Consider the following 20,004-nt stretch of genomic DNA (forward strand, 5'->3'; position numbering starts at 1 on the left):
TCGACAGATCCGGATGGGAGATCCGCATGATCGGCGGCATCCCCCAGATCCGCGGACCCGCATGGTGGGACCCCGCACAGCAATGGCGCACACCACGCGCCACCCTCCACACCCTCACCCGCACCCGCACCCGCGTCTGATCGCGCAGTTCGGCACGCTCAGCGAACCTGGGACCAACTCAGCGAACGAGTTGATGCGCTCAGCAACGGCGCGCCTCGGCGAGCTCACCGAGGCGCAGACTCCGCCCGCCTCAGTGGAAGAAGTGACGCTCCCCCGTGAAGAACATCGTCACGCCGGCCTTGCGAGCGGCATCCACGACCTCTTCATCGCGCACCGAACCACCGGGCTGGACGATCGCCGAGATCCCCGCGTCGATGAGCACCTGCGCACCGTCGGCGAACGGGAAGAACGCGTCGGATGCCGCCACCGAACCAGCCGCCCGATCGCCTGCGCGCTCGACCGCCAGACGGCAGGAGTCGACCCGGTTGACCTGCCCCATTCCCACGCCCACCGTGGCGTTTCCGCGCGCGAGGACGATCGCGTTCGACTTCACGGCGCGACAGGCCTTCCACGCGAAGATGAGATTCTCCATCTCCTCCTCGCTGGGCCGCTCACCCGACACCAGCTCCCAGTTCTTCGCGACCGACCAGATGTCGTCCGGGAACCGGTCGGCGTCCTGGAGCAGCAGACCGCCGGAGACGAGACGGACGTCCATCCGCTCCTGCTGCCAGTCCTCAGGCAGCTGCAGCAGGCGCAGGTTCTTCTTCGCCTTGAACACCTCGAGGGCGGCCGGTTCGAACGCCGGCGCCACGATGACCTCGGTGAAGATGTCCTTGAGGTTCTCCGCCATCTTCAGGGTGACGGTGCCGTTGGCAGCGATCACTCCGCCGTACGCCGAGACCGGGTCGCACTCGTGCGCGCGCAGGTGCGCACTCGCGATCGGGTCGAGCGCGTTCGGTGCCGTCGTCGCGATGCCGCACGGGTTCGCGTGCTTGATGATCGCGACCGTGGGCAGCACCATGTCATACGCGGCGCGCAGCGCCGCGTCGGCGTCGACGTAGTTGTTGTACGACATCTCCTTGCCCTGCAGCTGCGTGGCCTGGGCGATGCCGTGGCCACCGACGCGCGAGTAGATGGCCGCGCGCTGATGCGAGTTCTCGCCATAGCGCAGGGTGGCGAGGCGCTCCGCCTGGATCGTGAGGTGCGCCGGCAGGTCGCCAGGTTCGTTCAGTGTGCCCTCGGCGAACCACGACGCGACGGCCGTGTCGTACGCCGCGGTGTGCGCGAAGGCGCGAGCGGCGAGCTCACGTCGCTGCGCGTGGGTCGTTCCGCCCGAGCGAATCGCGTCGATGACGGCCGAGTACGACGCCGGTGAGACGACGATCGCGACGTTGGCATGGTTCTTCGCGGACGCGCGCACCATGGCGGGTCCACCGATGTCGATCTGCTCGACCACGACATCGCCGACGGCACCCGATGCGACCGTCTCCACGAACGGGTACAGGTTCACGACGACCAGTTCGAACGGCTCGATACCGAGGTTCTCGAGCTGCCCCTCGTGATCTTCCAGACGCAGGTCCGCAAGGAGCCCCGCGTGCACGGCCGGGTGCAGCGTCTTCACGCGGCCGTCCAGCATCTCGGGAACGCCGGTGACGGTCGAGACATCGGTGACGTCGTATCCCGCCTCGCGGATCGCGGCCGCCGTCGATCCGGTCGAGACGATCTCGGCGCCGGACTCGGCGAGAGCGGCGGCGAGCACCAGCAGGTCGGTCTTGTCACTCACCGAGATGAGCGCACGTCTGATCGGCACCGCATCGCGATCGCGGTACAGCGAGGGGTCGTGACGGGGGCCGGCCATGGAGGGCTCCTTCAGCGTGGGGACGTGCGAGGGGTGGTCAGGGAATGATCGAGGAGGCTTCGCTCAGCGGAAGCTCGCCGGTGGCGACGCGACGGACGACGTCGATGAGGAGGCGGCGTTCGACGGGCTTGATGCGATCGTGCAGGCTGTGTTCCGTGTCACCCGCGAGGATCGGCACGCGCTCCTGCGCGAGGATCGGACCGGAGTCGATCCCGTCGTCGACGACGATGACGCTGGCGCCGGTTTCGGTCACGCCTGCGGCGAGCGCATCGCGGACGCCGTGCGCACCCGGGAACTCGGGGAGGTACGCCGGATGCGTGTTGATCAGGCGCGGCGAGTACTCGGCGACGAGCGCCGACGGCAGCAGGCGCATCAGTCCGCTGAGAACGACGAGATCCGGCGTCCAGACGGCGAGTTGGCGTCCGAGCTCCTCACCCCAGGCCTCGCGACTCTCGTGCTCGTGCCAGGGAACGGTGAAGCTCGGGATGCCGAATTCTTCGGCGTGCGCGAGCCCGTCGGCTTCGCGATCGGCACCGACGACGACGACCCTGGCCGGGAAATCGGGGTGACGAGCAGCCTCGAGGAGGGCACGAAGGTTCGAGCCGGTGCCCGAGATGAGAACGGCGACCGTGAGCACCCGCCCAGTCTACCGGGGCGGGACCGGGCGTCCGTTCGGAATACCGGTCGTCCGGCCGTCCCACTTGCATGGCCGGACGACGAATCGTTGTCCATTTCGTCGCATCCGGTCATGCATCCGTGCGATGGTCATGCAAGCTGCACGCAGCTTTCACGGTTTCAGGTCGAACCCAGGGCCCTTGAACGCGTCGCGGATGTCATCCAGCGGGACGGTTTCGTGCTCGGCATCGACCTGGACAGCGCCGACCGCTGTGGAATCCCCGCCGATCGCCGCTTCGGATGCCGCGGTCTCCGCCATCCAGCGGTCGGTGCGCTCCTCCGCCAGTTCGTCCCGATGCCGAGGCGAAAGCAGCAGGATGGCCGCACCGATCAGGACCTCGACCCCGATCGCCAGCGCGAAGGGACCGACCGCGGGACCGGCGTCGGCCAGTCGCCCCGGCCCCATCGAACCGCCGGCCAGCACGGCGGCCACCGCGGCGACTCCGGCGGACAGGGCCGCGATACCTGCGGCGATCGCCGCCCGCGGTCCGATGCGCAGCGGCGTGCCCTCCCAGACCAGTCGGGATCTCACGGCCCAGCCGGCGACGGCACCCGCAGCGATCGGCACGATCACCACGACGAGCATCCAGATCGAGCCGTTCTCCGGAAGCAGACCCAGCACCGGGATGCCGGGGACGACCCCGAGCTGCGTGCCTGCCGGCGACACAGCGGTTCCGAGCCCGACCGAGAACCCGGGGCCCGCCAGCCAGGATGCCGCCCAGACGATCAGGGTGGGCAGATAGGCGAGGTGTCCGAGGGCGAGCACCGCCACGCCGAGAAGGTCGACTCGAGCCGCCTCGAACAGTGCGACGACCTCTCCCCCGCGCAGCACCACCATCACCGCGACGCTCAGCGCCGATGCGCCCGTGATCGCGACCACGGCGAAAGCCGCCCCGCGCACCGCGGCCGCGGGTACTGCGCCCCAGTCGCCCCAGGAGTCGAAGACGTCATGCAGACGGTCCAGGATCCCGCCGTCGCCGTCGTCCCAGACCACGCGGAGCGCACCGGCGAGAGCACCGGCGAGGTACACCGCAGAGGGCAGCAGGATCGAGAGCAGCAGCGAAGTCTCTGCCGCGGCCAGCCGAGAGGTGAGGGCGACACCGGTCGCGATGAGGGCGAAGGCCGCCGTCCCCGACAACGCCCCCAGCAGCCATGCCCCCGACCGCGCCGCACGTGCTCCCGAGCGCGCCGCGAACAGCAACGTGAAGAGGAGGAATGCCAGCGGGGTGACCGACACCACGAAGGAAGCCGCCTCCTGGGCGATGCCGACCGCGACGATCACGTCCTTCGGCACGGTGATGTCCAGCGGAACGCCGTGCCCGAACTGCCAGAGCGTGCCGGTGAGCGGCCAGAGCGCGCCCCAGTCGGCCGTGACGCCGAAGGCGATCGTCCAGAGCAGGGTCAGCGGCGCCAGGAGCACGGCAAGACCGACGCCTGCCGCAATGGCAGCGTCGACGGCGGCCAGGAGCGCGACGAGGAGGCGTTGCATATCGATTCGAGACTACGACGAGAAACCCTGCTCCTCCTGTGGGCGCGCGCGTCGTGCGCCACACGATAACGTCATCAACGGAGGTTCCCCGATGACAACTGCCCCGCCCACCGCCCACGCTCCCGCCGAGCCCACGAACGCCCTCGATCGATTCTTCGAGATCAGCAGACGCGGCTCGACGATCGGCACCGAGATCCGAGGCGGACTGGTGACGTTCGTCACGATGGCCTACATCGTGATCCTGAATCCGATCATCCTGTCCGGCAAGCCCGATGTCGCCGGGAACATGCTGGACTTCAACGCCGTGGGAGCGGCGACGGCGCTCACGGCCGGCGTGATGACCATCCTGTTCGGCGTCGTCACCCGTCTTCCCTTCGCATTCGCGGCGGGGCTCGGCATCAACGCCTTCGTGGCGTTCTCGGTGGTCGGGCAGGTCACCTGGCCCGAGGCCATGGCGCTGGTCATGATCAACGGTCTGGTCATCGTGCTGCTGGCCGCCACCGGCCTGCGCAAGGCGATCTTCGACGCGGTGCCGTTCCAGCTCAAGATCGCCATCACCGTCGGCATCGGCCTGTTCATCGCGTTCATCGGCTTCGTCAATTCCGGGTTCGTCACGGCGACCGGCACCTCGTCGCCGCCCGTCGGCCTCGGCGTGGACGGCTCGGTCGCAACGATCCCCAGCCTGCTCTTCGTTATCACACTCATCCTCACCGGCATCCTCGTCGCCCTCCGCATCAAGGGCGGCATGCTGATCGGCCTCATCGGCGGCACAGTGCTCGCCGTCATCGTCGAAGCGATCTGGCACATCGGCCCGCGCGCCTTCGACGACGAGGGCAACGTCGTCAACCCCGGCGGCTGGGGCCTCACGGTCCCCGCGCTCAACGGCTCTCCGGTGAGCTTTCCCGACCTGAGCCTCGTCGGCGCCGTCGACTTCACCTTCGACCTCGGCAAGGTCAGCCTGGTCGCCATCGTGATGATCGTGTTCACACTGCTCTTCACGAACTTCTTCGACGCCATGGGCACCATGACCGGCCTCGCCAAGGAGGCCGACCTCGCCGATGAGCACGGCGACTTCCCGCGCATCAAGTCGGCGCTGGTGGTCGAGGGCATCGGTGCGATCGCCGGCGGCGCGACCTCGTCGTCGTCGAGCACCGTGTTCATCGAGTCCGGTTCCGGCATCGGCGAAGGCGCGCGCACCGGTTTGGCGAACGTCGTCACGGGCGTCATCTTCCTGATCGCGATGTTCCTCACGCCGCTGACCTCGATCGTCCCGACCGAGATCGCCGCCGCTGCCCTCGTCATCGTCGGAGCGATGATGATGGCGCAGATCCGCTTCATCGACTTCTCGGAGTTCCGCGTGCTGCTGCCGGTGTTCCTCACCGTCACCGTGATGCCGCTGACCTACTCGATCGCGAACGGCATCGGCGCAGGCTTCGTCAGCTGGGTGCTCATCCACGCCTTCTCCGGCAAGGCGAAGAGCATCAGCCCGTTGCTGTGGGGCGTGGCGGCCGGATTCCTCATCTTCTTCGCCAGGGGCCCGATCGAGGCGCTGTTCGGCGTCGGCATCTGATCTGCAGATCGACGATGGGAGGGGCGGATGCTGCGGCATCCGTCCCTCCCGCGTTCATCACACAGTCACCGCGATTCGCCCCCTCAGCGGACCTCTGGCGCGGCCAGCGACGCTCTGCTAGACCGGAGGCACTGAGGAGAAGGTGAACCGATGTCCGCACCCGATGTGGCCCGCGGAGCCCGCTATGTCACCGATGGCGGCCTCGAGACCGACCTGATCTTCCATCACGACGTCGACCTGCCCGACTTCGCTGCCTTCGTCCTGATCGACGACGGGCCCGGCCGGACGCTCCTGCGCGACTACTACCGTGGCTACGGCGAGGTCGCCCGCGCGCACGGCGTGAGTCTCCGACTCGAGTCGGCCACGTGGCGGGCGAGCCAGGACTGGGGGCCGCGGCTGGGCTACGATGCCGCAGCGCTTCGTCGGGTGAACATCGATACGGTGCGCCTGCTCCACGAGCTCGCGGCGGAGTTCAGAGACCTGCCCGAGGTCCGCCTGGTCGGCACGATCGGGCCACGGGGCGACGGCTACGAGTCCGGTTCCTGGGACACGGTGACAGGAGCCGACGACGCCCTGACCTACCACCGGGCACAGGTGGGCGCGCTCAGCGAGGCCGGAGTGCACGTCATCGCGGCGTACACACTCACAGATCCTGCCGAGGCCATCGGCATCGTCCGCGCCGCGCGAGAAGCGGGGATGCCGGTGGAGATATCGTTCACCGTCGAGACCGATGGGCGGCTCGCTTCGGGGAGCACGTTGGAGGACGTGATCCATCGCGTCGATGCGACCGCGCCGCCCGACGGATATCTGCTGAACTGCGCGCACCCGGAGCATCTCGGCCGCGCGGTCGGCCCCACCGTGGCGGGCCGGATCATCGGCATCCGCCCGAACGCCTCACGGCTCTCGCACGCGGAACTGGATGGCTCGGATCGGCTTCACGAGGGCGATCCCGAAGACCTCGCCGCCTGCACGGTCGAGCTGCTGGATCGCCTCCCGGCTGTGCGGGTGATCGGCGGTTGCTGCGGCACGGACGTCCGTCACATCGCCAAGATGTGGCAGCGGCTCAGCGCGGTACCCTCACTCTGAGCCGCAGACATTCCGACGACGAGCTCAGGCGAAGGCGGCGGCGAACTCGGGAGACGGCTCGATCGGTTCGATGACGTCGATGAGCACGCCACCCGGCGCCTCGACGATGAAGTGACGCTGCCCGAACGCTTCATCGCGCAGCGGAAGCCGCTCGGAGAGGCCGAGATCGCCCACCATACGCGCGTGCTCTGCGGCGGCATCCGGCACCTCGACGTTCAACAGGAGCCCCCGCACAGGCTCGCGGAAGCCCTCCGGAATCGTCTCGTGGCTGCGATCGAGGATCGCCAGTTCGCCGCCGCCGAAGCGCAGGCTCACGTACCAGTCGGCTTCGAACGTCGTCTCGAAGCCGAGCACCTCGCGGTAGAACCGTGACGCCGTCGCAACATCGTCCACCATCAGCACCGGGTAGAAGCTCGTGATCTCCATGGCTCTCCTTTACATACACACTGTTTGTATCTTTCGCCTAGAATACATACACATCGCACGTAAAGGAACCCTCAATGCCTCGAGCATCCGCTGCCGAAGCCGCCGAGACCGCCCGCAGGATCCTCGAAGCGGCCACCGCGCATTTCGCCGAATACGGAGCCGCCGCGGCATCGGTCGACGACATCGCCCGCGCCGCCGGAGTCACCCGCGGCGCTGTCTATCATCACTACGCATCGAAGCCCGGCCTGTTCGCGGCCGTCGCGGCAGCTCAGCAGCAGCTGATCGCCGACGCCATCATCGCCGCGACGGATGGGCAGGATGCAGCCGCCGCCCTTCGCTCCGGCAGCCATGCCTTCCTCGATGCGATCACCCGAGGCGCGGCAGCCCGCGTTCTGCTCGTCGAAGGACCGGCCGTGCTCAGCTGGGCGGAATGGCGACGCACGGATGCCGAGGGTGCCGTGATGCACCTGCGCGACGGCCTGAGGGAGGTCGGGATCGAGCCCCGCCTGCTCGGCGCGATGACCGCAGCGCTCTCCGGCGCCATGAACGAACTGGCGCTGTGGCTCTCCGAGCAACCGGCAGACGATGCAGCGCGCACGCACGCCCACCGATCTCTCGATCTGATCCTGGACTCGATCATCCCCGCGTGAACGCGAGCCCGGGCATGAAGAAGGCCCCAGAGTGGAGTCCGGGGCCTTCTCTACGATCATACCGTCCGACTGGACGGATGCCGTCTGGTCAGAAGCAGCCGAGCAACTGCGGGGCCTGCACGAGCATGTCCGCGTTCTGACGCGCGCCGCCGGTCACGTACGCGAGGGTGAATGTGTACGAGAAGACGACGGTCCCGCTCGATGTCGGCGTGAACGAGACGGTGGGCGTCTGCGAAGCGGCGAAAGCCGGGTACGAGGAAAGCGCGGCGTTGTCGACGGAGATGGCCTTGTTGCCCACGTAGCCCTGAACAGCGCCGGGAAGGACCACACCGGCACCGGCGATCGAGACGTCCAGATGCTGCGTGCCGAGGTGTCCCGCCGCGGTGTAGATCGGCAGCATGAACTGGTACGTGGTCCCCGCAGTCACGTCGACCGCGAACTGCAGTGCCACCGTCACCGGAGTCTGTGCGGCTCCGTCGGTGTTGTCGTGATCGTCGAGCGACATGAACCCGGGTTCGTTGACCTCGCCGCCGCCGCCCCACCAGCTGGCGGGCGTCGGCGCGACCGCGAAATCGGTCTGCACGAACCCGTTGACCGCGTCACCCGTCGGCGCCTTGGCGGGCGTCCACCCAGTGCCGAAGTTGCCGTCAGAGGTCGGAGACGACCCCACCGACCCGTTGCTGCTGAGGGTCCCGCCGAGTACCTGGAATCCACCGACCGGGACGACGACGCACTCCGACGGCGTGGTGGTGGACGCGGAAGCCAACGGAGTGGCGACTGCGACGGCGATCACCGGCATCGACCAGGCAGCTGCTTTGATGACCGTTCGACGGTTGATGCCGTCACCGGATGTGGTGTGCGCGGGCGCGCGGAAATGCGTCAAGATACTCTCCCCAGAATTGTCGTAGAAAGGCCCCAGCGACCTGTGCGCGCCGAATGTGCGCGCTAACAGAGGAACGCTACCACGAAGTTAGGCGACCCGAAAAATCACCCTCAGGTTTGTTTCCGCAACGTCGAGAGTGCCCGCCGACCGCGCACGCAGAAGGCCCCGAGCCGAAGCCCGGGGCCTTCTGAAAGGTGCTGCTAGAGCGCCTCGATGATCTTACGCATCAGGTCAGCGGTCTCGCTCGGCGTCTTGCCGACCTTGACTCCGGCGGCCTCGAGGGCCTCCTTCTTCGCCTGAGCGGTACCGGCCGAGCCGGAGACGATGGCGCCGGCGTGGCCCATGGTCTTGCCCTCGGGAGCGGTGAAGCCCGCGACGTAGCCGACGACCGGCTTGGTGACGTGCGCCTTGATGTAGTCCGCGGCCCGCTCCTCGGCGTCGCCACCGATCTCGCCGATCATGACGATCGCCTTGGTCTCGGGGTCGGCTTCGAAAGCGGCGAGCGCGTCGATGTGCGTCGTGCCGATGACAGGGTCGCCGCCGATGCCGATGGCGGTGGAGAAGCCCAGGTCGCGCAGCTCGAACATCATCTGGTAGGTCAGGGTGCCCGACTTCGACACGAGGCCGATCGGTCCCTTGCCGGTGATGTTCGCCGGGGTGATACCGACGAGCGCCTCACCCGGGGTGATGATGCCGGGGCAGTTCGGTCCGATGATGCGGGTCTTGTTGCCCTTGCTCTGGGCGTACGCCCACGCCTCGGCCGCGTCGCCGACGGGAACACCCTCGGTGATGACGACGAGCAGCGGGATTTCGGCGTCGATGGCCTCGATCATCGCGTCCTTGGTGAACGCGCCGGGAACGAAGGCGATCGACACGTCAGCGCCGGTCTCCTTCATCGCCTCGGCGACCGAGCCGAAGACGGGGAGGTCCACTTCGCCTTCGTGCGGCTTCTCGTGGGTGACGGTGGTACCGGCCTTGCGTGCGTTCACGCCACCGACGATGTTCGTGCCCGCCTTGAGCATGAGCGCCGTGTGCTTGGTGCCCTCGCCGCCGGTGATGCCCTGGACGATGACCTTGGAGTCCTTGTTGAGGTAGATCGACATTTCTTCAGTCCTTGAGTCTCTTGGGCGTCAGGCGTTGGCGAGCTCGGCGGCCTTGTCGGCGCCCTCGTCCATGGTGGCGGCGACGGTGACGAGCGGGTGGTTCGCCTGCGCGAGGATCGCGCGCCCCTCCTCGACCTGGTTGCCGTCCAGGCGGACGACCAGAGGCTTGGTCGCAGCGTCGCCCAGGATCTCGAGCGCCTTCACGATGCCGTCCGCGACGGCGACGCACGAGGTGATTCCGCCGAACACGTTGACGAACACGCTCTTGACCTGCGGGTCCCCGAGAATGACATCGAGACCGGCCGCCATGATCTGCGCGTTGGCGCCGCCGCCGATGTCGAGGAAGTTCGCGGGCTTGACGCCGTTGTGGTTCTCACCGGCGTAGGCGACGACGTCGAGCGTGGACATGACGAGCCCTGCGCCGTTGCCGATGATGCCGACCTCGCCGTCGAGCTTCACGTAGTTGAGGCCGCTCTGCTTGGCCTTGGCCTCGAGCGGGTCTGCGGCGTCCTTGTCCTCGAGCGCTTCGTGCTCGGGATGGCGGATCTCCGAGGCGTTCTCGTCGAGCGTGACCTTGCCGTCGAGGGCGATGATCTGACCGTCTTCGGTGCGCACGAGCGGGTTGACCTCGACGAGAGTGGCGTCTTCGCCCTTGTAGACCTCGTAGAGCTTCACGAAGACGTCGGAGACCTTCTCGATGAGGTCTTCCGGGAAGTTCGCGGCGCGAGCGATCTCGACGGCCTTCGCCTTGTCGATACCCGTCAACGGGTTCACCTCGACACGGGCGAGCGCCTCGGGCTTCTCGACGGCGAGCACCTCGATCTCCATGCCGCCCTCGACCGAGCACAGGCTCAGGTAGGAGCGGTTCGCACGATCGAGCAGCACCGAGAAGTAGAACTCCTCTGCGATGGCCGCGCCCTGGGCGACCATGACGCGCTTGACGACGTGGCCCTTGATGTCGAGGCCGAGGATCGCCTTCGCAGCCTCGTATGCCTCATCGGGAGTCTTGGCGACCTTGACGCCGCCGGCCTTGCCTCGACCGCCGGTCTTGACCTGCGCCTTGACGACGACGACACCGCCGATCTTCTCGGCAGCCGCTTTCACCTCCTCGGGAGTGTCCGCGACGATACCGGCGAGAACCGGCACCCCGTACTTCTCGAAAAGGTCTCGTGCCTGGTACTCGTAGAGATCCACGTGCAGTCCTTCGCTGGTTGCGGCGGGTGGGACGCGACAGAATGTCGGTTGCCGATCGATGAATCGACCCGAGAAACCAGCCTACTACTGGCTGAACGCCCCGCCGGACGGTCGTCGTCATGACTCTCGTCGCTGTGCTGCCGCAGGTCTAGGCTTCTCGCTATGCATGACTCCGCAGAACCGCGCTCCGCCGTCGTCGCCGCAGCGCTCGAACTGTTCCAGCAGCAGGGGTACGACCAGACCTCCGTGGAGCAGATCGCGAAAGCCGCCGGCGTCTCCCGCTCGACGTTCTTCCGTCAGTTCGGCGGCAAGGAGGATGTCGTCTTCGCCGACCACGAAGTGCTCCTCGAAGAAGTCCGCGCCTTCCTCGCCGAAGGACACAGCGATCCGTGGACAGCCGTGTGCGAGGCGTCGGAGCGGGTCTTCGCGCACTTCGCCCGCGACCCGGAGATGGCACGCCGTCGATACCAGATCGTGCGAGACGTGCCGGTGCTGCGCGGCCGGGAGATCATCACCGTGTTCCGCTACGAGCGGCTGTTCGACGAGTACCTGCGCAGTTCGCTGCCCGGCATCGATCCGCTGGATGCCGTCGGGTACTCGGCCCTCGTGACCGCCGTGCACAATCATGTGCTGCGCCAACTCCTGCGCGACACGAAACGTGTTCCGATCGCGACCCTGCAGAATGCGCTCGCCGATGCCCGTCGCCGTTACGGCGTCGGCCCTGAGGCGTCCGCGTCAGCCCCCGATGACGTCGTCGTCGCCGTGTTCCCGCGATCGATGCCGGTGGCAGAGATCTCTCGGCGGCTGCGCGAAGAGCTCGGCTGAGCCGACACCCGGGCTCGAATCGCCACCAGTGGGGTGGAACTGAGTGCCTGGGTATATGAAACTCAATGCCGCGAGGAGTAGAGTGGCGGCACTATGAGCGATGAAGCCCTCTCCTTCCCCGGCCAGAGCGTCGAGAGCTACGACACGACCTCGCGCCTCGACAGCGACTACTACGCCGTCTTCAGCGACATCCCCGCAGATGATCGCGTCGCGTGGGATCGCGCGAAGGCGTACATCGACGAGGTCGGCCCGCAGATGGCGGATGCCTGGGATCGTGCCGAATACCCGCTCGATGCTGCCCGCCGCATGGGCGAGATGGATCTCGTCGTCGACGGCATCGAGCATCCGTCGCTCACCCGGCTCTCACCGTTGGCCGCCGGGCTCGTGAACATGGAGATCTCGCGCGGCGACGGCTCCCTGGGCACCGTGCTCGCTGTGCAGGGCGGGCTCGCATTGCGCACTCTCGCGCTGTTCGGGTCACCGGAGCAGCAGGAGAAGTGGCTGACGGGCATGGCCGACGGCTCCGTGTTCGGATCGTTCGCGCTGACAGAGCCGGACCACGGCTCGGACTCGGTGTCGCTGGAGACCGTCGCCCGACGCGACGGCGACACGTGGGTCATCCGCGGTGCGAAGAAGTGGATCGGCAACGGCTCGTCCGGCGGCGTCACCTTCGTGTGGGCGCGCGTCGACGACGAGGGCGCCGCGGAGCATGGCGCGGTGCGCTGCTTCCTCGTCGAACAGGACACTCCCGGGTACATCGGCACGCCGATCCGCGGAAAGGGCTCACTGCGCGCAATCCACCAGGCGCACATCCTCTTCGACGACGTGCGCGTCCCGCTCGACGCCGTCCTCCCCGGGACGAAGAGTTTCCGGGATGCCTCGACCGTGCTCTATGCGACCCGGTCCGGTGTCGCCTGGTCTGCGCTCGGCCATGCCACAGCCTGCTACGAGGCCGCGCTCGCCTACGCGACTCAGCGGGTGCAGTTCGGCAAGCCGCTGGCGAAGTTCCAGATGGTGCAGGAACGCCTGACGCACATGCTGGAGGACCTCACCGCGATGCAGCTGTACTGCCGCCGCCTCGCCGACCTCGAGACCGCCGGCGCGCTGCGGCCGACCCAGGCCTCACTGGCGAAGTTCCACAACACCCGCGCCGCCCGCCGGATCGCCTCGCTCGCGCGCGACCTGCTCGGCGGCAACGGCATCCTGCTCGAGAACGGCGTCATGCAGCACATGGCCGACATCGAGGCCATCCACACCTACGAGGGCACGGAAAGCGTGCAGGCACTGCTGCTCGGCCGCGACATCACCGGAATGAGCGCGTTCGTCTGAGTTCCGCGCCCACCCCAGCTCGCGGGATCAGTTGCAGCCGCAGTTGCCGGCGGCGCCGCGCACCATGAAGCAGACGTCGCAGACGCCGTAGTCGCGCTCGATCAGCGGCGTCATGCGCTCGGAACCGGCCGTCGCGGTGCGGGGAGTCGCCGTGCGCGGACGCGACGGGTGCTTCGCGCGGGCTGGCGGCGTGTTGCTGGCGATCTGGCTCGGGTGCGTCAGATAGAAGTACGGCGGACGCCCCTCGCTCGGCTGCAGCAGCGCCGGACGCGAGCCAACGACGATCTGCTCATCCTCGGTGAACCCGTTGGTGTAGGTCTTACCGATGTGCAGAGCTGCACCTTCACCGCGACGAATCGCCTCGATGTAACGGCCTCGGTCGATGAGGCTGGTGATGCCGACCTGATTGAGGACTGCGGAGATGTACTCGTAGTCCTCGACGGCGATCCGGTGCGCGCGAAGCGCTTCCGGAAGGGACTTGTACGGACGGGACGTGCCTGCGGGGGTTGGCCCCTGAACTTCATTCATCCTCTCCAGGATCTCACCTGCTGCGGCCCACGGATACCACTTCCGCTCGAAGCGGGCAATAAGGTGCCGATTCGAGACATGAAAGACTCAGTTCATGGCACGTGCGACGATCATCGGCTCGGGACCGAACGGCCTCGCGGCAGCCGTGACGCTGGCTCGCGCCGGCTACCAGGTGCGCGTACTCGAGGCGGGAGCGCGCATCGGCGGCGGCGTGAGCAGCGCGCAATCGACGCTCCCCGGTTTCGTGCACGACGTCGGATCGGCCGTGCACCCTGGCGCCTACTCCTCCCCTTTCTTCCGCGCCTTCGGCCTGGACCGGCGCCTCGACTGGATCAATCCCGTCGCCGCGTATGCGCATCCGCTCGACGACGGACGCGCCGCGATCGCCTGGCGCGACATCGAGCGCACGGCCGACGGCCTGGGGGCGGATGCGAAGAGGTGGCGAACCCTGTTGCGGCCCCTGAGTTCTCATATCGACGGCGTCCTCGACTTCACCGGTTCGTCGCTGCTCCGCGTTCCGCGGCATCCGATCACGGCCGCCCGCTTCGCCCTGCGGACGCTCGATCAGGGATCCACCGTGGCGAAGCGCTTCTTCCGCACCGAGGAGGCGTCGGCGCTGTTCTCCGGCGTCGTCGCCCATGGGAACACCGCACTCCCCTCACTGCCGTCCGCTGGCGCCGGCCTGCTGCTCGCCGCCCTCGCACACGCCGGTGGTTGGCCGTATCCGCGCGGCGGAGCCCAGGCGATCGCCGACGCGCTCCGCGTCGATCTCGAAGCCCACGGCGGCCTGATCGAGACCGACGCGCACATCCGCGATCTGGGGGCGCTCGACTGGGGCGACCCCGCGAAGGGAGATCTGCTGCTGCTCAACGGTTCGCCGCGCCTGGCGCTCACGCTTCCCGGTCTCCCCTCCGGGTACGCGCGCGCGCTGCGTCGCTATCGCTACGGCGCGGGGGCGGCGAAGGTCGACTTCGCTCTCGACGGCCCGGTGCCATGGGCGCATCCGGATGTCGCAAGCGCGCCCACCGTACACCTGAGCGGCACCCGCACCGAGACGTGGGCCAGCGAGAACGCCGTCGCCCGAGGACGCGTCGCCGAACGACCGTATGTTCTCGCCGTGCAGCCGTCGACGCTCGACCCCACCCGGGCGCCGGAGGGCAAGGCGGTGTTCTGGGCCTACATGCACGTCCCCGCGAACTCCGACTTCGATCCCACCGAGCCGATCACGCGCCAGATCGAACGCTTCGCACCGGGTTTCCGTGATCGCATCCTGGCCACCCACGCGGTGCGCGCGTCCGAGCGCGAGGCGATCAACCCCGCAACGATCGGCGGGGACATCTCGGGCGGCGACTTCACCGTTCAGCAGATGGTGCGCCGCCCCACCCTGTCGTCGGCACCGTGGCGCACGCCGATGCGCGGCGTGTATCTGGCCTCGGCATCCACCCCGCCGGGCCCGGGGGTCAACGGCATGGCCGGCTGGCACGCGGCACGCACGGCACTGGCGGATGCCGGCACTCCCGTCTCACTCGACGACCTCTTCGCCTGATCTACCGCTGCTCGCTCCGCCAGACCAGGATGGAGCCATGCGCTACCTGATCCCCGCACCGATGCTCGCGAAGGCGGCTGCGGCCGTTCCGGATCCTGTCAAGACTCCCGGCGGCCTGCTGTTCGAACCGAAGTGGGACGGCTTCCGCGGGCTGGTCGCATGGGACGGAGAGTCGGTCGAGATCGGTTCTCGCGGCGCGAAGCCGCTGACCCGGTACTTCCCCGAGCTGGTCGACGCCGTCTCCCGGCTTCTGCCTGGGCCGTGCCTGCTCGATGGCGAGATCGTGGTCGCCACCGGCGCGAGCGGGGCGCAGCGGCTGGACTGGGAGGCGCTGAGTCAGCGTATCCATCCCGCCGCGTCACGAATCACCCGGCTCGCCACCGAGACACCGGCGATGTTCGTGGCTTTCGATCTGCTCGCCGAGGGCGATGACGATCTGCTGGACATGCCGTTCCACGACCGGCGGGCGCGGCTGGAGAAGCTCATGGCCGGCGTCGATCATCCGCTGCATCTGACCCGCACCACGCGCGATCGCGACGCGGCAGTGCGCTGGCTCGCCGAATTCGAGGGCGCCGGACTCGACGGGGTCGTCGCGAAGCCGCTCGACCAGCCGTACGCGCCGGGCAAGCGCACACTCGTCAAGATCAAGCACGCTCGCACGGCCGATGTGGTCGCGCTCGGCTACCGCGTCCACAAGTCAGGATCCGGAGTCGGCTCGCTCCTCGTTGGTCTCTACGACTCCGACGGGGTCCTGCGCCAGGTCGGCGGTGTGGCGGCATGGAGCGATGCGCGCCGTCAGGAACTCGTCGCAGAGCTCGAGCCCCTGGTCGAGCGCGACGACGAAGGAGAGGCGATCACCGGCGCGGGCGAGCGCTCCCGGTTCAGCGGTGCGAAGGACGTCTCCTTCGTGCGCCTGCGCCCAGAGCGCGTGCTCGAGGTGCGCTACGACCAGCTCGAAGGCGCCCGATTCCGGCATACCGTGCAGTTCGATCGCTGGCGCCCCGATCGCGAGGCGCGGTCGTGCACCTACGAGCAGCTCGACACCGTCGCCGGCTACGACTTGGCCGGCGTGCTCGCCTGACCGAGCGCCTTGCGCAGCAGAGCGGTGAGCTGTTCCTGTTCGTCGACGCTCAGGCGCCCGACGGCCGCGCGAGCGAAGGTGAAGGCCTCCTCGAAGCGACGGTTGAGCTCGTCTCCACGCGGTGTACGCGCGACCAGCCGTGCCCGGCGGTCGACCGGATTCGGTTCGCGGCTCACGAGGTCGAGGGCCTCGAGGCGCCCGACGATCTGGGTCATGTTGGAGGCATCGCATCCGAGCTCCGCAGCGAGCGCGCCCATGCCTCGTCGCTCCCCGAGACGCCCGAGAACGCAGGCCTGCGCCGCGCTGAGCGAGAGCTCGGCCGCGGCGACTCCGTAGGCACGGTCGTACACGTCGACCAGGTCGAACAGGATCGCTTCGGCCTCCGACGATGTCTGCGTGGGTCCGCTCGGCAGTGCCATCACCTCAGCGTAGGCGAGATACTTGATGCAATCAAGCATCCGTGATTCACTGTTCCTTGATCCAATCAAGCAACCGAGGAGCACGGATACCGATGAACGATGAGCAGGCCGTCAGCCCGATGATGAAAGCCGCCGTCCTCGACCGATTCGGCGGGGCGGAGGAACTCACGACACGCCTGCTCCCCGTTCCGGAGGTCGGCGAAGACGATGTCCTGATCCGCGTGTATGTCGCCGGAGTCGGGTCCTGGGATGCCGCCGAGCGACAGGGCGAATTCGAGGGGGCTTTCGACCTTCCGTCGAGATTCCCGTACGTGCTCGGCTGGGATGCGGCCGGAACGGTGGCGGCTGTGGGACGCAACGTCACCCGGTTCGCCGTCGGCGACCGTGTCTACGCGGCGACGACTCCGCTCCCCCGCGGTGGTTTCTACGCCGAGTACGGCGTCGTCGCGGAGGAGCATGTGACACGTCTGCCTGACCGGATGCCGTTCGAACAGGCCGGCGCGATGGCCTGGGACGCACTGACCGCGCTGAGCGGTCTCGACCTTCTCGACCTGCAGCCGGGCGCCTCGCTCATGGTCTTCGGCGCCAGCGGAGGTATCGGACACCTCGCCGTTCAGCTGGCGGGACACCGCGGTCTTCGGGTTCTGGCGGTGGCCTCCGGCGATGACGGCGTCGCTCTGGCTGAGCGCCTCGGCGCCGATGCCGTCGTCGACGGCCGCGCAGACGACGTGCTGGCCGCGGCGGCCACCTTCGCGCCGGATGGGCTGGATGCGGCGCTCGTCACCGTCGGCGGCGAAACCACTGAGCGCGCGTTGCAGGCGGTCAAGGAATCAGGGCGAATCGCCTGGCCGCACGGCGTATACCCCCTGCCCTCGGAAGCACCGCGCGCGACTCTCTCGCACTACGACGGCGACCGAAGCAGTACAGCTGCGGCACGTCTGAACGGGATCATCGACGCGAGCGACTTCGAGGTCCATGTCGCCCAGACGTTCGCGCTGGACGATGTCCGCAGCGCCCACCAGGCCCTGCGCGATCACTACGTGGGAAAGCTGGCGCTCCGGATCAGGTGAGCCGAACGTGGGTCCCGGCTAGGCTTCGGCCCTGGTGCCGTCCTCGTCCCAGTTCGCGGCGACCTTCTTGCTGGGCTGCACGCGAGGAGGCTCCCCCGGCATCTTCGGGAACTCCGGCGGGAACGGCAGCTCGCCGAGACCGTCGGCTTTGTCGCGCTCCCACCACTCCAGCAGCACATCGATCCGGCCCGGGTTGTCCTGCATGTGCGCCCAGGGGTCACCGACGTCGGCGAGACGCTGCGGGATGCTGCGCACGGTGAACCGCGACGGATCGAGGCCGTCCAGCTCTTCCCACTCGACCGGGGTCGACACGGTCGCGCCGGGAAGAGCACGCGGACTGTAGGCGCCGGCCATCGTGCGATCGCGATTCGCCTGGTTGAAGTCGACGAAGATCCGCTCGCCTCGCTCTTCCTTCCACCAGTTCATCGTCACCTGCTCCGGCATCCGGCGCTCGAGCTCGCGTCCGGCGGCGATCACGGCGTGGCGCACGATCAGGAACTCGTGCACTGGCTCGATCGGAGCGAACACGTGCAGCCCGCGGTTGCCGCTGGTCTTGATGAAGGCCTCCAGACCGGCGTCGCGCAGCACCTCCCGCAGTGCGTGGGCCGCCGTGATGGCATCGGCGAAGTCGGTCCCCGGCTGCGGATCCAGGTCGATGCGCAGCTCGACGGGGTTGTCGGCATCCGAAGCCAGCGACGCCCAGGGGTGGAAGACCACGGTGTTCATCTGCACGGCCCAGACGATGGCCGAGGGCCGGGTGAGGACGATCTGCGGATGCTTCCGCCCGCTGTTGTACGTCACCATCACGTCGTCGACGTAGTCGGGCGTTCCCTTCGGCGGGTTCTTCGAGAAGAAGCCCTCACTGTCGATCCCGGCGCGAAAGCGCTCCAGAGAGACCGGTCGGTGGCCGTTCGCGGCGAGAAAGGGCGTCGCGACCAGCTGGGCGTACTCGGCGAGCTCGGCCTTGGTGATCCCGGGTTCCGGCCACACCGGTCGGTTCGGGCTCGAGAGCGCGACTTCGCGTTCTCCATCGGGGTCGGCGACGGTCAGGGTCACTCGTTCGGAGGCCATGCTCCGACCCTATGGCGCGACCGCCGTGCGGGGAACCCCCGGCGTCAGTCGCCGAGATCGACGGCCAGCACGAGCACCGGCGCAAGCGCATCGCGCTCGACGACCAGCGAGGGACCCGCCGGGTCGACGATGACGCCGGCCATCTCGGAATGACTCGTCAGGACCTTGGCCAGCTGCTCCGGCCCGAACGGCAGCGGCCGATCGCCGCGCCCGAGCGCGAGCACCTCGAGCGGGTGCGAGAAGAGCTGGAGGAATCGCTTGCCGTCTGCGGTCTGCGCCTCGGCGATGCCGACCTGGCCCGATCCGTTCCCGTCATTCACCGCCACCCACATCCGCTTCGTCGCGAGCGCCTCGCCGACCTTCACCGCAGAATCGGCCTGTCGCGGCGCCGCCAGAATGGTCTTGACCGTCAGCTCGGGTTCGGCCTGCTCGAGCGCCTTCTGCAGCAGCTCGGTGGGGAAGACGACGCGATGCGGGGCAGATGCGTTGTCGACGATCAGCCCGGTGAACTCCCCAGCGACGACCTGTTGCAGCACGGAGGTGACCGGCTGCGCGACCGCAGATGTCGCCGACGGGTCGGTCTCCTGCTTCACGGAGTCACGGACCGCCGCGGCCGAGCTGAACGCGAGCATGAACGATCGATCGCCGTCGCGGACCACGGCGATCGAGAGCGGCTTGCCTTCGCTGATCTGCGCACGAGCATCGCCGTTCACGCGAAGGTACAGGTGCCCCTGCAGCGTCTGGCGCAGCACTCCGAGGAGCTGATCGTTGCTCGCGCCCTCGGCGATCTCCTTCAACGCTTCACGCAGCAGGACGTTGTCCTTCATCCCGGCGACCGTCTCGGTCTGCTCGGGCGGCAGCGCCGGCGCCAGCGGAAGCTTGCGCTCCGCGGGGGCGGCCGGGACCTGCGGGGCTGCGGGGGCTGAAGCCGGGGCAGACGCCTTCGCCTGCGCGGCATCCGGGTCCGGCAACGAGACCTCGGGACCCGCCTCCGCGCCGACACCACGGAAGGCCTGCACGGAGATGCCGATCGACGGGACGACTTCGGCGACCTCGTCCGGTGCAGTCTCCTGCGAGGACGCATCCTCGGCGGTCGCCGCGTCCTTGGCCTCTACGGCATCCGGAGCGTCTTCGGTCTTCTTGCGGGAGAAAAGGCCCATATCTGTCAGCCTAACCCGCGGCGCGGGCACCTGCTGCGGTC

At 68.2% G+C, this 20,004-nt stretch carries 19 protein-coding genes; 8 read left to right on the top strand and 11 right to left on the bottom strand.

Annotated elements, in window-relative coordinates:
* Window positions 1–250: 250 nt before the first annotated feature.
* From purH to MRBLWO13_RS18815, 3 genes are all read right to left on the bottom strand, one after another.
* The gene (gene purH, locus MRBLWO13_RS18805) at window positions 251–1,858 is read right to left on the bottom strand and encodes a bifunctional phosphoribosylaminoimidazolecarboxamide formyltransferase/IMP cyclohydrolase (RefSeq protein ID WP_341975617.1); all 1,608 of its coding nucleotides are present in this window, start codon (window positions 1,856–1,858) and stop codon (window positions 251–253) included.
* Between the two features lie 37 nt (window positions 1,859–1,895).
* A complete protein-coding gene (purN, locus tag MRBLWO13_RS18810) occupies window positions 1,896–2,495 on the bottom strand; it encodes a phosphoribosylglycinamide formyltransferase (protein ID WP_341975618.1) in 600 nt (199 codons plus the stop codon).
* A gap of 150 nt (window positions 2,496–2,645) precedes the next feature.
* The gene (locus MRBLWO13_RS18815) at window positions 2,646–4,022 is read right to left on the bottom strand and encodes a DUF6350 family protein (protein ID WP_341975619.1); all 1,377 of its coding nucleotides are present in this window, start codon (window positions 4,020–4,022) and stop codon (window positions 2,646–2,648) included.
* A gap of 91 nt (window positions 4,023–4,113) precedes the next feature.
* Between MRBLWO13_RS18815 and MRBLWO13_RS18820 the strand changes: the two genes are divergently transcribed.
* Both MRBLWO13_RS18820 and MRBLWO13_RS18825 read left to right on the top strand, forming a co-directional pair.
* Window positions 4,114–5,592 carry an NCS2 family permease gene (locus MRBLWO13_RS18820; protein WP_341975620.1) on the top strand — a complete coding sequence of 493 codons (1,479 nt, stop codon included), beginning with the start codon at window positions 4,114–4,116 and terminating at the stop codon, window positions 5,590–5,592.
* Window positions 5,593–5,742: 150 nt separating this feature from the next.
* Entirely contained in the window at window positions 5,743–6,678 is a 936-nt protein-coding gene (locus MRBLWO13_RS18825; protein ID WP_341975621.1) for a homocysteine S-methyltransferase family protein, read from the top strand.
* Between the two features lie 24 nt (window positions 6,679–6,702).
* Here the strand turns inward: MRBLWO13_RS18825 and MRBLWO13_RS18830 are convergent, their stop codons facing one another.
* A complete protein-coding gene (locus MRBLWO13_RS18830; RefSeq protein ID WP_341975622.1) occupies window positions 6,703–7,104 on the bottom strand; it encodes a VOC family protein in 402 nt (133 codons plus the stop codon).
* 74 nt (window positions 7,105–7,178) lie between these two features.
* Between MRBLWO13_RS18830 and MRBLWO13_RS18835 the strand changes: the two genes are divergently transcribed.
* Window positions 7,179–7,754, top strand: coding sequence for a TetR family transcriptional regulator (locus MRBLWO13_RS18835; protein WP_341975623.1), 576 nt, complete (start codon window positions 7,179–7,181; stop codon window positions 7,752–7,754).
* Window positions 7,755–7,842: 88 nt separating this feature from the next.
* On the opposite strand, the gene MRBLWO13_RS18840 is transcribed toward MRBLWO13_RS18835, so the two are convergent.
* The 3 genes from MRBLWO13_RS18840 to sucC all read right to left on the bottom strand — a co-directional run bounded on the left by MRBLWO13_RS18840 (window position 7,843) and on the right by sucC (window position 10,934).
* A complete protein-coding gene (locus tag MRBLWO13_RS18840) occupies window positions 7,843–8,637 on the bottom strand; it encodes a hypothetical protein (RefSeq protein WP_341975625.1) in 795 nt (264 codons plus the stop codon).
* Window positions 8,638–8,837: 200 nt separating this feature from the next.
* Window positions 8,838–9,740: a succinate--CoA ligase subunit alpha gene (sucD, locus tag MRBLWO13_RS18845; protein ID WP_341975626.1), complete on the bottom strand. Its 903-nt coding sequence runs from the start codon at window positions 9,738–9,740 to the stop codon at window positions 8,838–8,840.
* A 27-nt stretch (window positions 9,741–9,767) separates the two neighbouring features.
* Window positions 9,768–10,934 carry an ADP-forming succinate--CoA ligase subunit beta gene (gene sucC / locus MRBLWO13_RS18850; protein WP_341975627.1) on the bottom strand — a complete coding sequence of 389 codons (1,167 nt, stop codon included), beginning with the start codon at window positions 10,932–10,934 and terminating at the stop codon, window positions 9,768–9,770.
* A 162-nt stretch (window positions 10,935–11,096) separates the two neighbouring features.
* Here sucC and MRBLWO13_RS18855 point away from each other — a divergent pair, with 162 nt between their 5' ends.
* Both MRBLWO13_RS18855 and MRBLWO13_RS18860 read left to right on the top strand, forming a co-directional pair.
* Complete coding sequence (locus tag MRBLWO13_RS18855) at window positions 11,097–11,759, top strand: helix-turn-helix domain-containing protein (protein WP_341975628.1); 663 nt, start codon at window positions 11,097–11,099, stop codon at window positions 11,757–11,759.
* A gap of 93 nt (window positions 11,760–11,852) precedes the next feature.
* Window positions 11,853–13,088: an acyl-CoA dehydrogenase family protein gene (locus MRBLWO13_RS18860; protein WP_341975629.1), complete on the top strand. Its 1,236-nt coding sequence runs from the start codon at window positions 11,853–11,855 to the stop codon at window positions 13,086–13,088.
* Window positions 13,089–13,115: 27 nt separating this feature from the next.
* Here MRBLWO13_RS18860 and MRBLWO13_RS18865 read toward each other — a convergent pair whose 3' ends face one another.
* Window positions 13,116–13,616 carry a hypothetical protein gene (locus MRBLWO13_RS18865; protein ID WP_341975630.1) on the bottom strand — a complete coding sequence of 167 codons (501 nt, stop codon included), beginning with the start codon at window positions 13,614–13,616 and terminating at the stop codon, window positions 13,116–13,118.
* Window positions 13,617–13,710: 94 nt separating this feature from the next.
* Here MRBLWO13_RS18865 and MRBLWO13_RS18870 point away from each other — a divergent pair, with 94 nt between their 5' ends.
* Complete coding sequence (locus MRBLWO13_RS18870) at window positions 13,711–15,162, top strand: NAD(P)/FAD-dependent oxidoreductase (RefSeq protein WP_341975631.1); 1,452 nt, start codon at window positions 13,711–13,713, stop codon at window positions 15,160–15,162.
* A 37-nt stretch (window positions 15,163–15,199) separates the two neighbouring features.
* Entirely contained in the window at window positions 15,200–16,243 is a 1,044-nt protein-coding gene (locus tag MRBLWO13_RS18875; RefSeq protein ID WP_341975632.1) for an ATP-dependent DNA ligase, read from the top strand.
* Here MRBLWO13_RS18875 and MRBLWO13_RS18880 read toward each other — a convergent pair.
* Window positions 16,216–16,662, bottom strand: a complete 447-nt coding sequence (locus MRBLWO13_RS18880; protein WP_341975633.1) for a MarR family transcriptional regulator — start codon at window positions 16,660–16,662, stop codon at window positions 16,216–16,218. The two genes, MRBLWO13_RS18875 and MRBLWO13_RS18880, sit on opposite strands and share 28 nt — an antisense overlap.
* A 92-nt stretch (window positions 16,663–16,754) precedes the next feature.
* Here MRBLWO13_RS18880 and MRBLWO13_RS18885 point away from each other — a divergent pair, with 92 nt between their 5' ends.
* Complete coding sequence (locus MRBLWO13_RS18885; protein ID WP_341975634.1) at window positions 16,755–17,732, top strand: NADP-dependent oxidoreductase; 978 nt, start codon at window positions 16,755–16,757, stop codon at window positions 17,730–17,732.
* A gap of 18 nt (window positions 17,733–17,750) precedes the next feature.
* Here MRBLWO13_RS18885 and ligD read toward each other — a convergent pair whose 3' ends face one another.
* Together ligD and MRBLWO13_RS18895 are read right to left on the bottom strand one after the other, a co-directional pair.
* Complete coding sequence (gene ligD, locus MRBLWO13_RS18890; RefSeq protein ID WP_341975635.1) at window positions 17,751–18,803, bottom strand: non-homologous end-joining DNA ligase; 1,053 nt, start codon at window positions 18,801–18,803, stop codon at window positions 17,751–17,753.
* 44 nt (window positions 18,804–18,847) lie between these two features.
* Window positions 18,848–19,963, bottom strand: coding sequence for an SseB family protein (locus tag MRBLWO13_RS18895; RefSeq protein WP_341975636.1), 1,116 nt, complete (start codon window positions 19,961–19,963; stop codon window positions 18,848–18,850).
* Window positions 19,964–20,004: the final 41 nt, after the last annotated feature.

It is taken from the genome of Microbacterium sp. LWO13-1.2 (assembly GCF_038397725.1).
In the GTDB taxonomy this organism is placed as follows: Bacteria; Actinomycetota; Actinomycetes; order Actinomycetales; family Microbacteriaceae; genus Microbacterium.

Bases quoted from the DNA above. Each gene is read 5' to 3' on its own strand.
- purH (WP_341975617.1), bottom strand. From the start codon at position 1,858: ATGGCCGGCCCCCGTCACGACCCCTCGCTGTACCGCGATCGCGATGCG.
- MRBLWO13_RS18815 (WP_341975619.1), bottom strand. From the start codon at position 4,022: ATGCAACGCCTCCTCGTCGCGCTCCTGGCCGCCGTCGACGCTGCCATT.
- MRBLWO13_RS18820 (WP_341975620.1), top strand. From the start codon at position 4,114: ATGACAACTGCCCCGCCCACCGCCCACGCTCCCGCCGAGCCCACGAAC.
- MRBLWO13_RS18825 (WP_341975621.1), top strand. From the start codon at position 5,743: ATGTCCGCACCCGATGTGGCCCGCGGAGCCCGCTATGTCACCGATGGC.
- MRBLWO13_RS18830 (WP_341975622.1), bottom strand. From the start codon at position 7,104: ATGGAGATCACGAGCTTCTACCCGGTGCTGATGGTGGACGATGTTGCG.
- MRBLWO13_RS18835 (WP_341975623.1), top strand. From the start codon at position 7,179: ATGCCTCGAGCATCCGCTGCCGAAGCCGCCGAGACCGCCCGCAGGATC.
- sucD (WP_341975626.1), bottom strand. From the start codon at position 9,740: ATGTCGATCTACCTCAACAAGGACTCCAAGGTCATCGTCCAGGGCATC.
- MRBLWO13_RS18855 (WP_341975628.1), top strand. From the start codon at position 11,097: ATGCATGACTCCGCAGAACCGCGCTCCGCCGTCGTCGCCGCAGCGCTC.
- MRBLWO13_RS18860 (WP_341975629.1), top strand. From the start codon at position 11,853: ATGAGCGATGAAGCCCTCTCCTTCCCCGGCCAGAGCGTCGAGAGCTAC.
- MRBLWO13_RS18865 (WP_341975630.1), bottom strand. From the start codon at position 13,616: ATGAATGAAGTTCAGGGGCCAACCCCCGCAGGCACGTCCCGTCCGTAC.
- MRBLWO13_RS18870 (WP_341975631.1), top strand. From the start codon at position 13,711: ATGGCACGTGCGACGATCATCGGCTCGGGACCGAACGGCCTCGCGGCA.
- MRBLWO13_RS18875 (WP_341975632.1), top strand. From the start codon at position 15,200: ATGCGCTACCTGATCCCCGCACCGATGCTCGCGAAGGCGGCTGCGGCC.
- MRBLWO13_RS18880 (WP_341975633.1), bottom strand. From the start codon at position 16,662: ATGGCACTGCCGAGCGGACCCACGCAGACATCGTCGGAGGCCGAAGCG.
- MRBLWO13_RS18885 (WP_341975634.1), top strand. From the start codon at position 16,755: ATGAACGATGAGCAGGCCGTCAGCCCGATGATGAAAGCCGCCGTCCTC.
- ligD (WP_341975635.1), bottom strand. From the start codon at position 18,803: ATGGCCTCCGAACGAGTGACCCTGACCGTCGCCGACCCCGATGGAGAA.
- MRBLWO13_RS18895 (WP_341975636.1), bottom strand. From the start codon at position 19,963: ATGGGCCTTTTCTCCCGCAAGAAGACCGAAGACGCTCCGGATGCCGTA.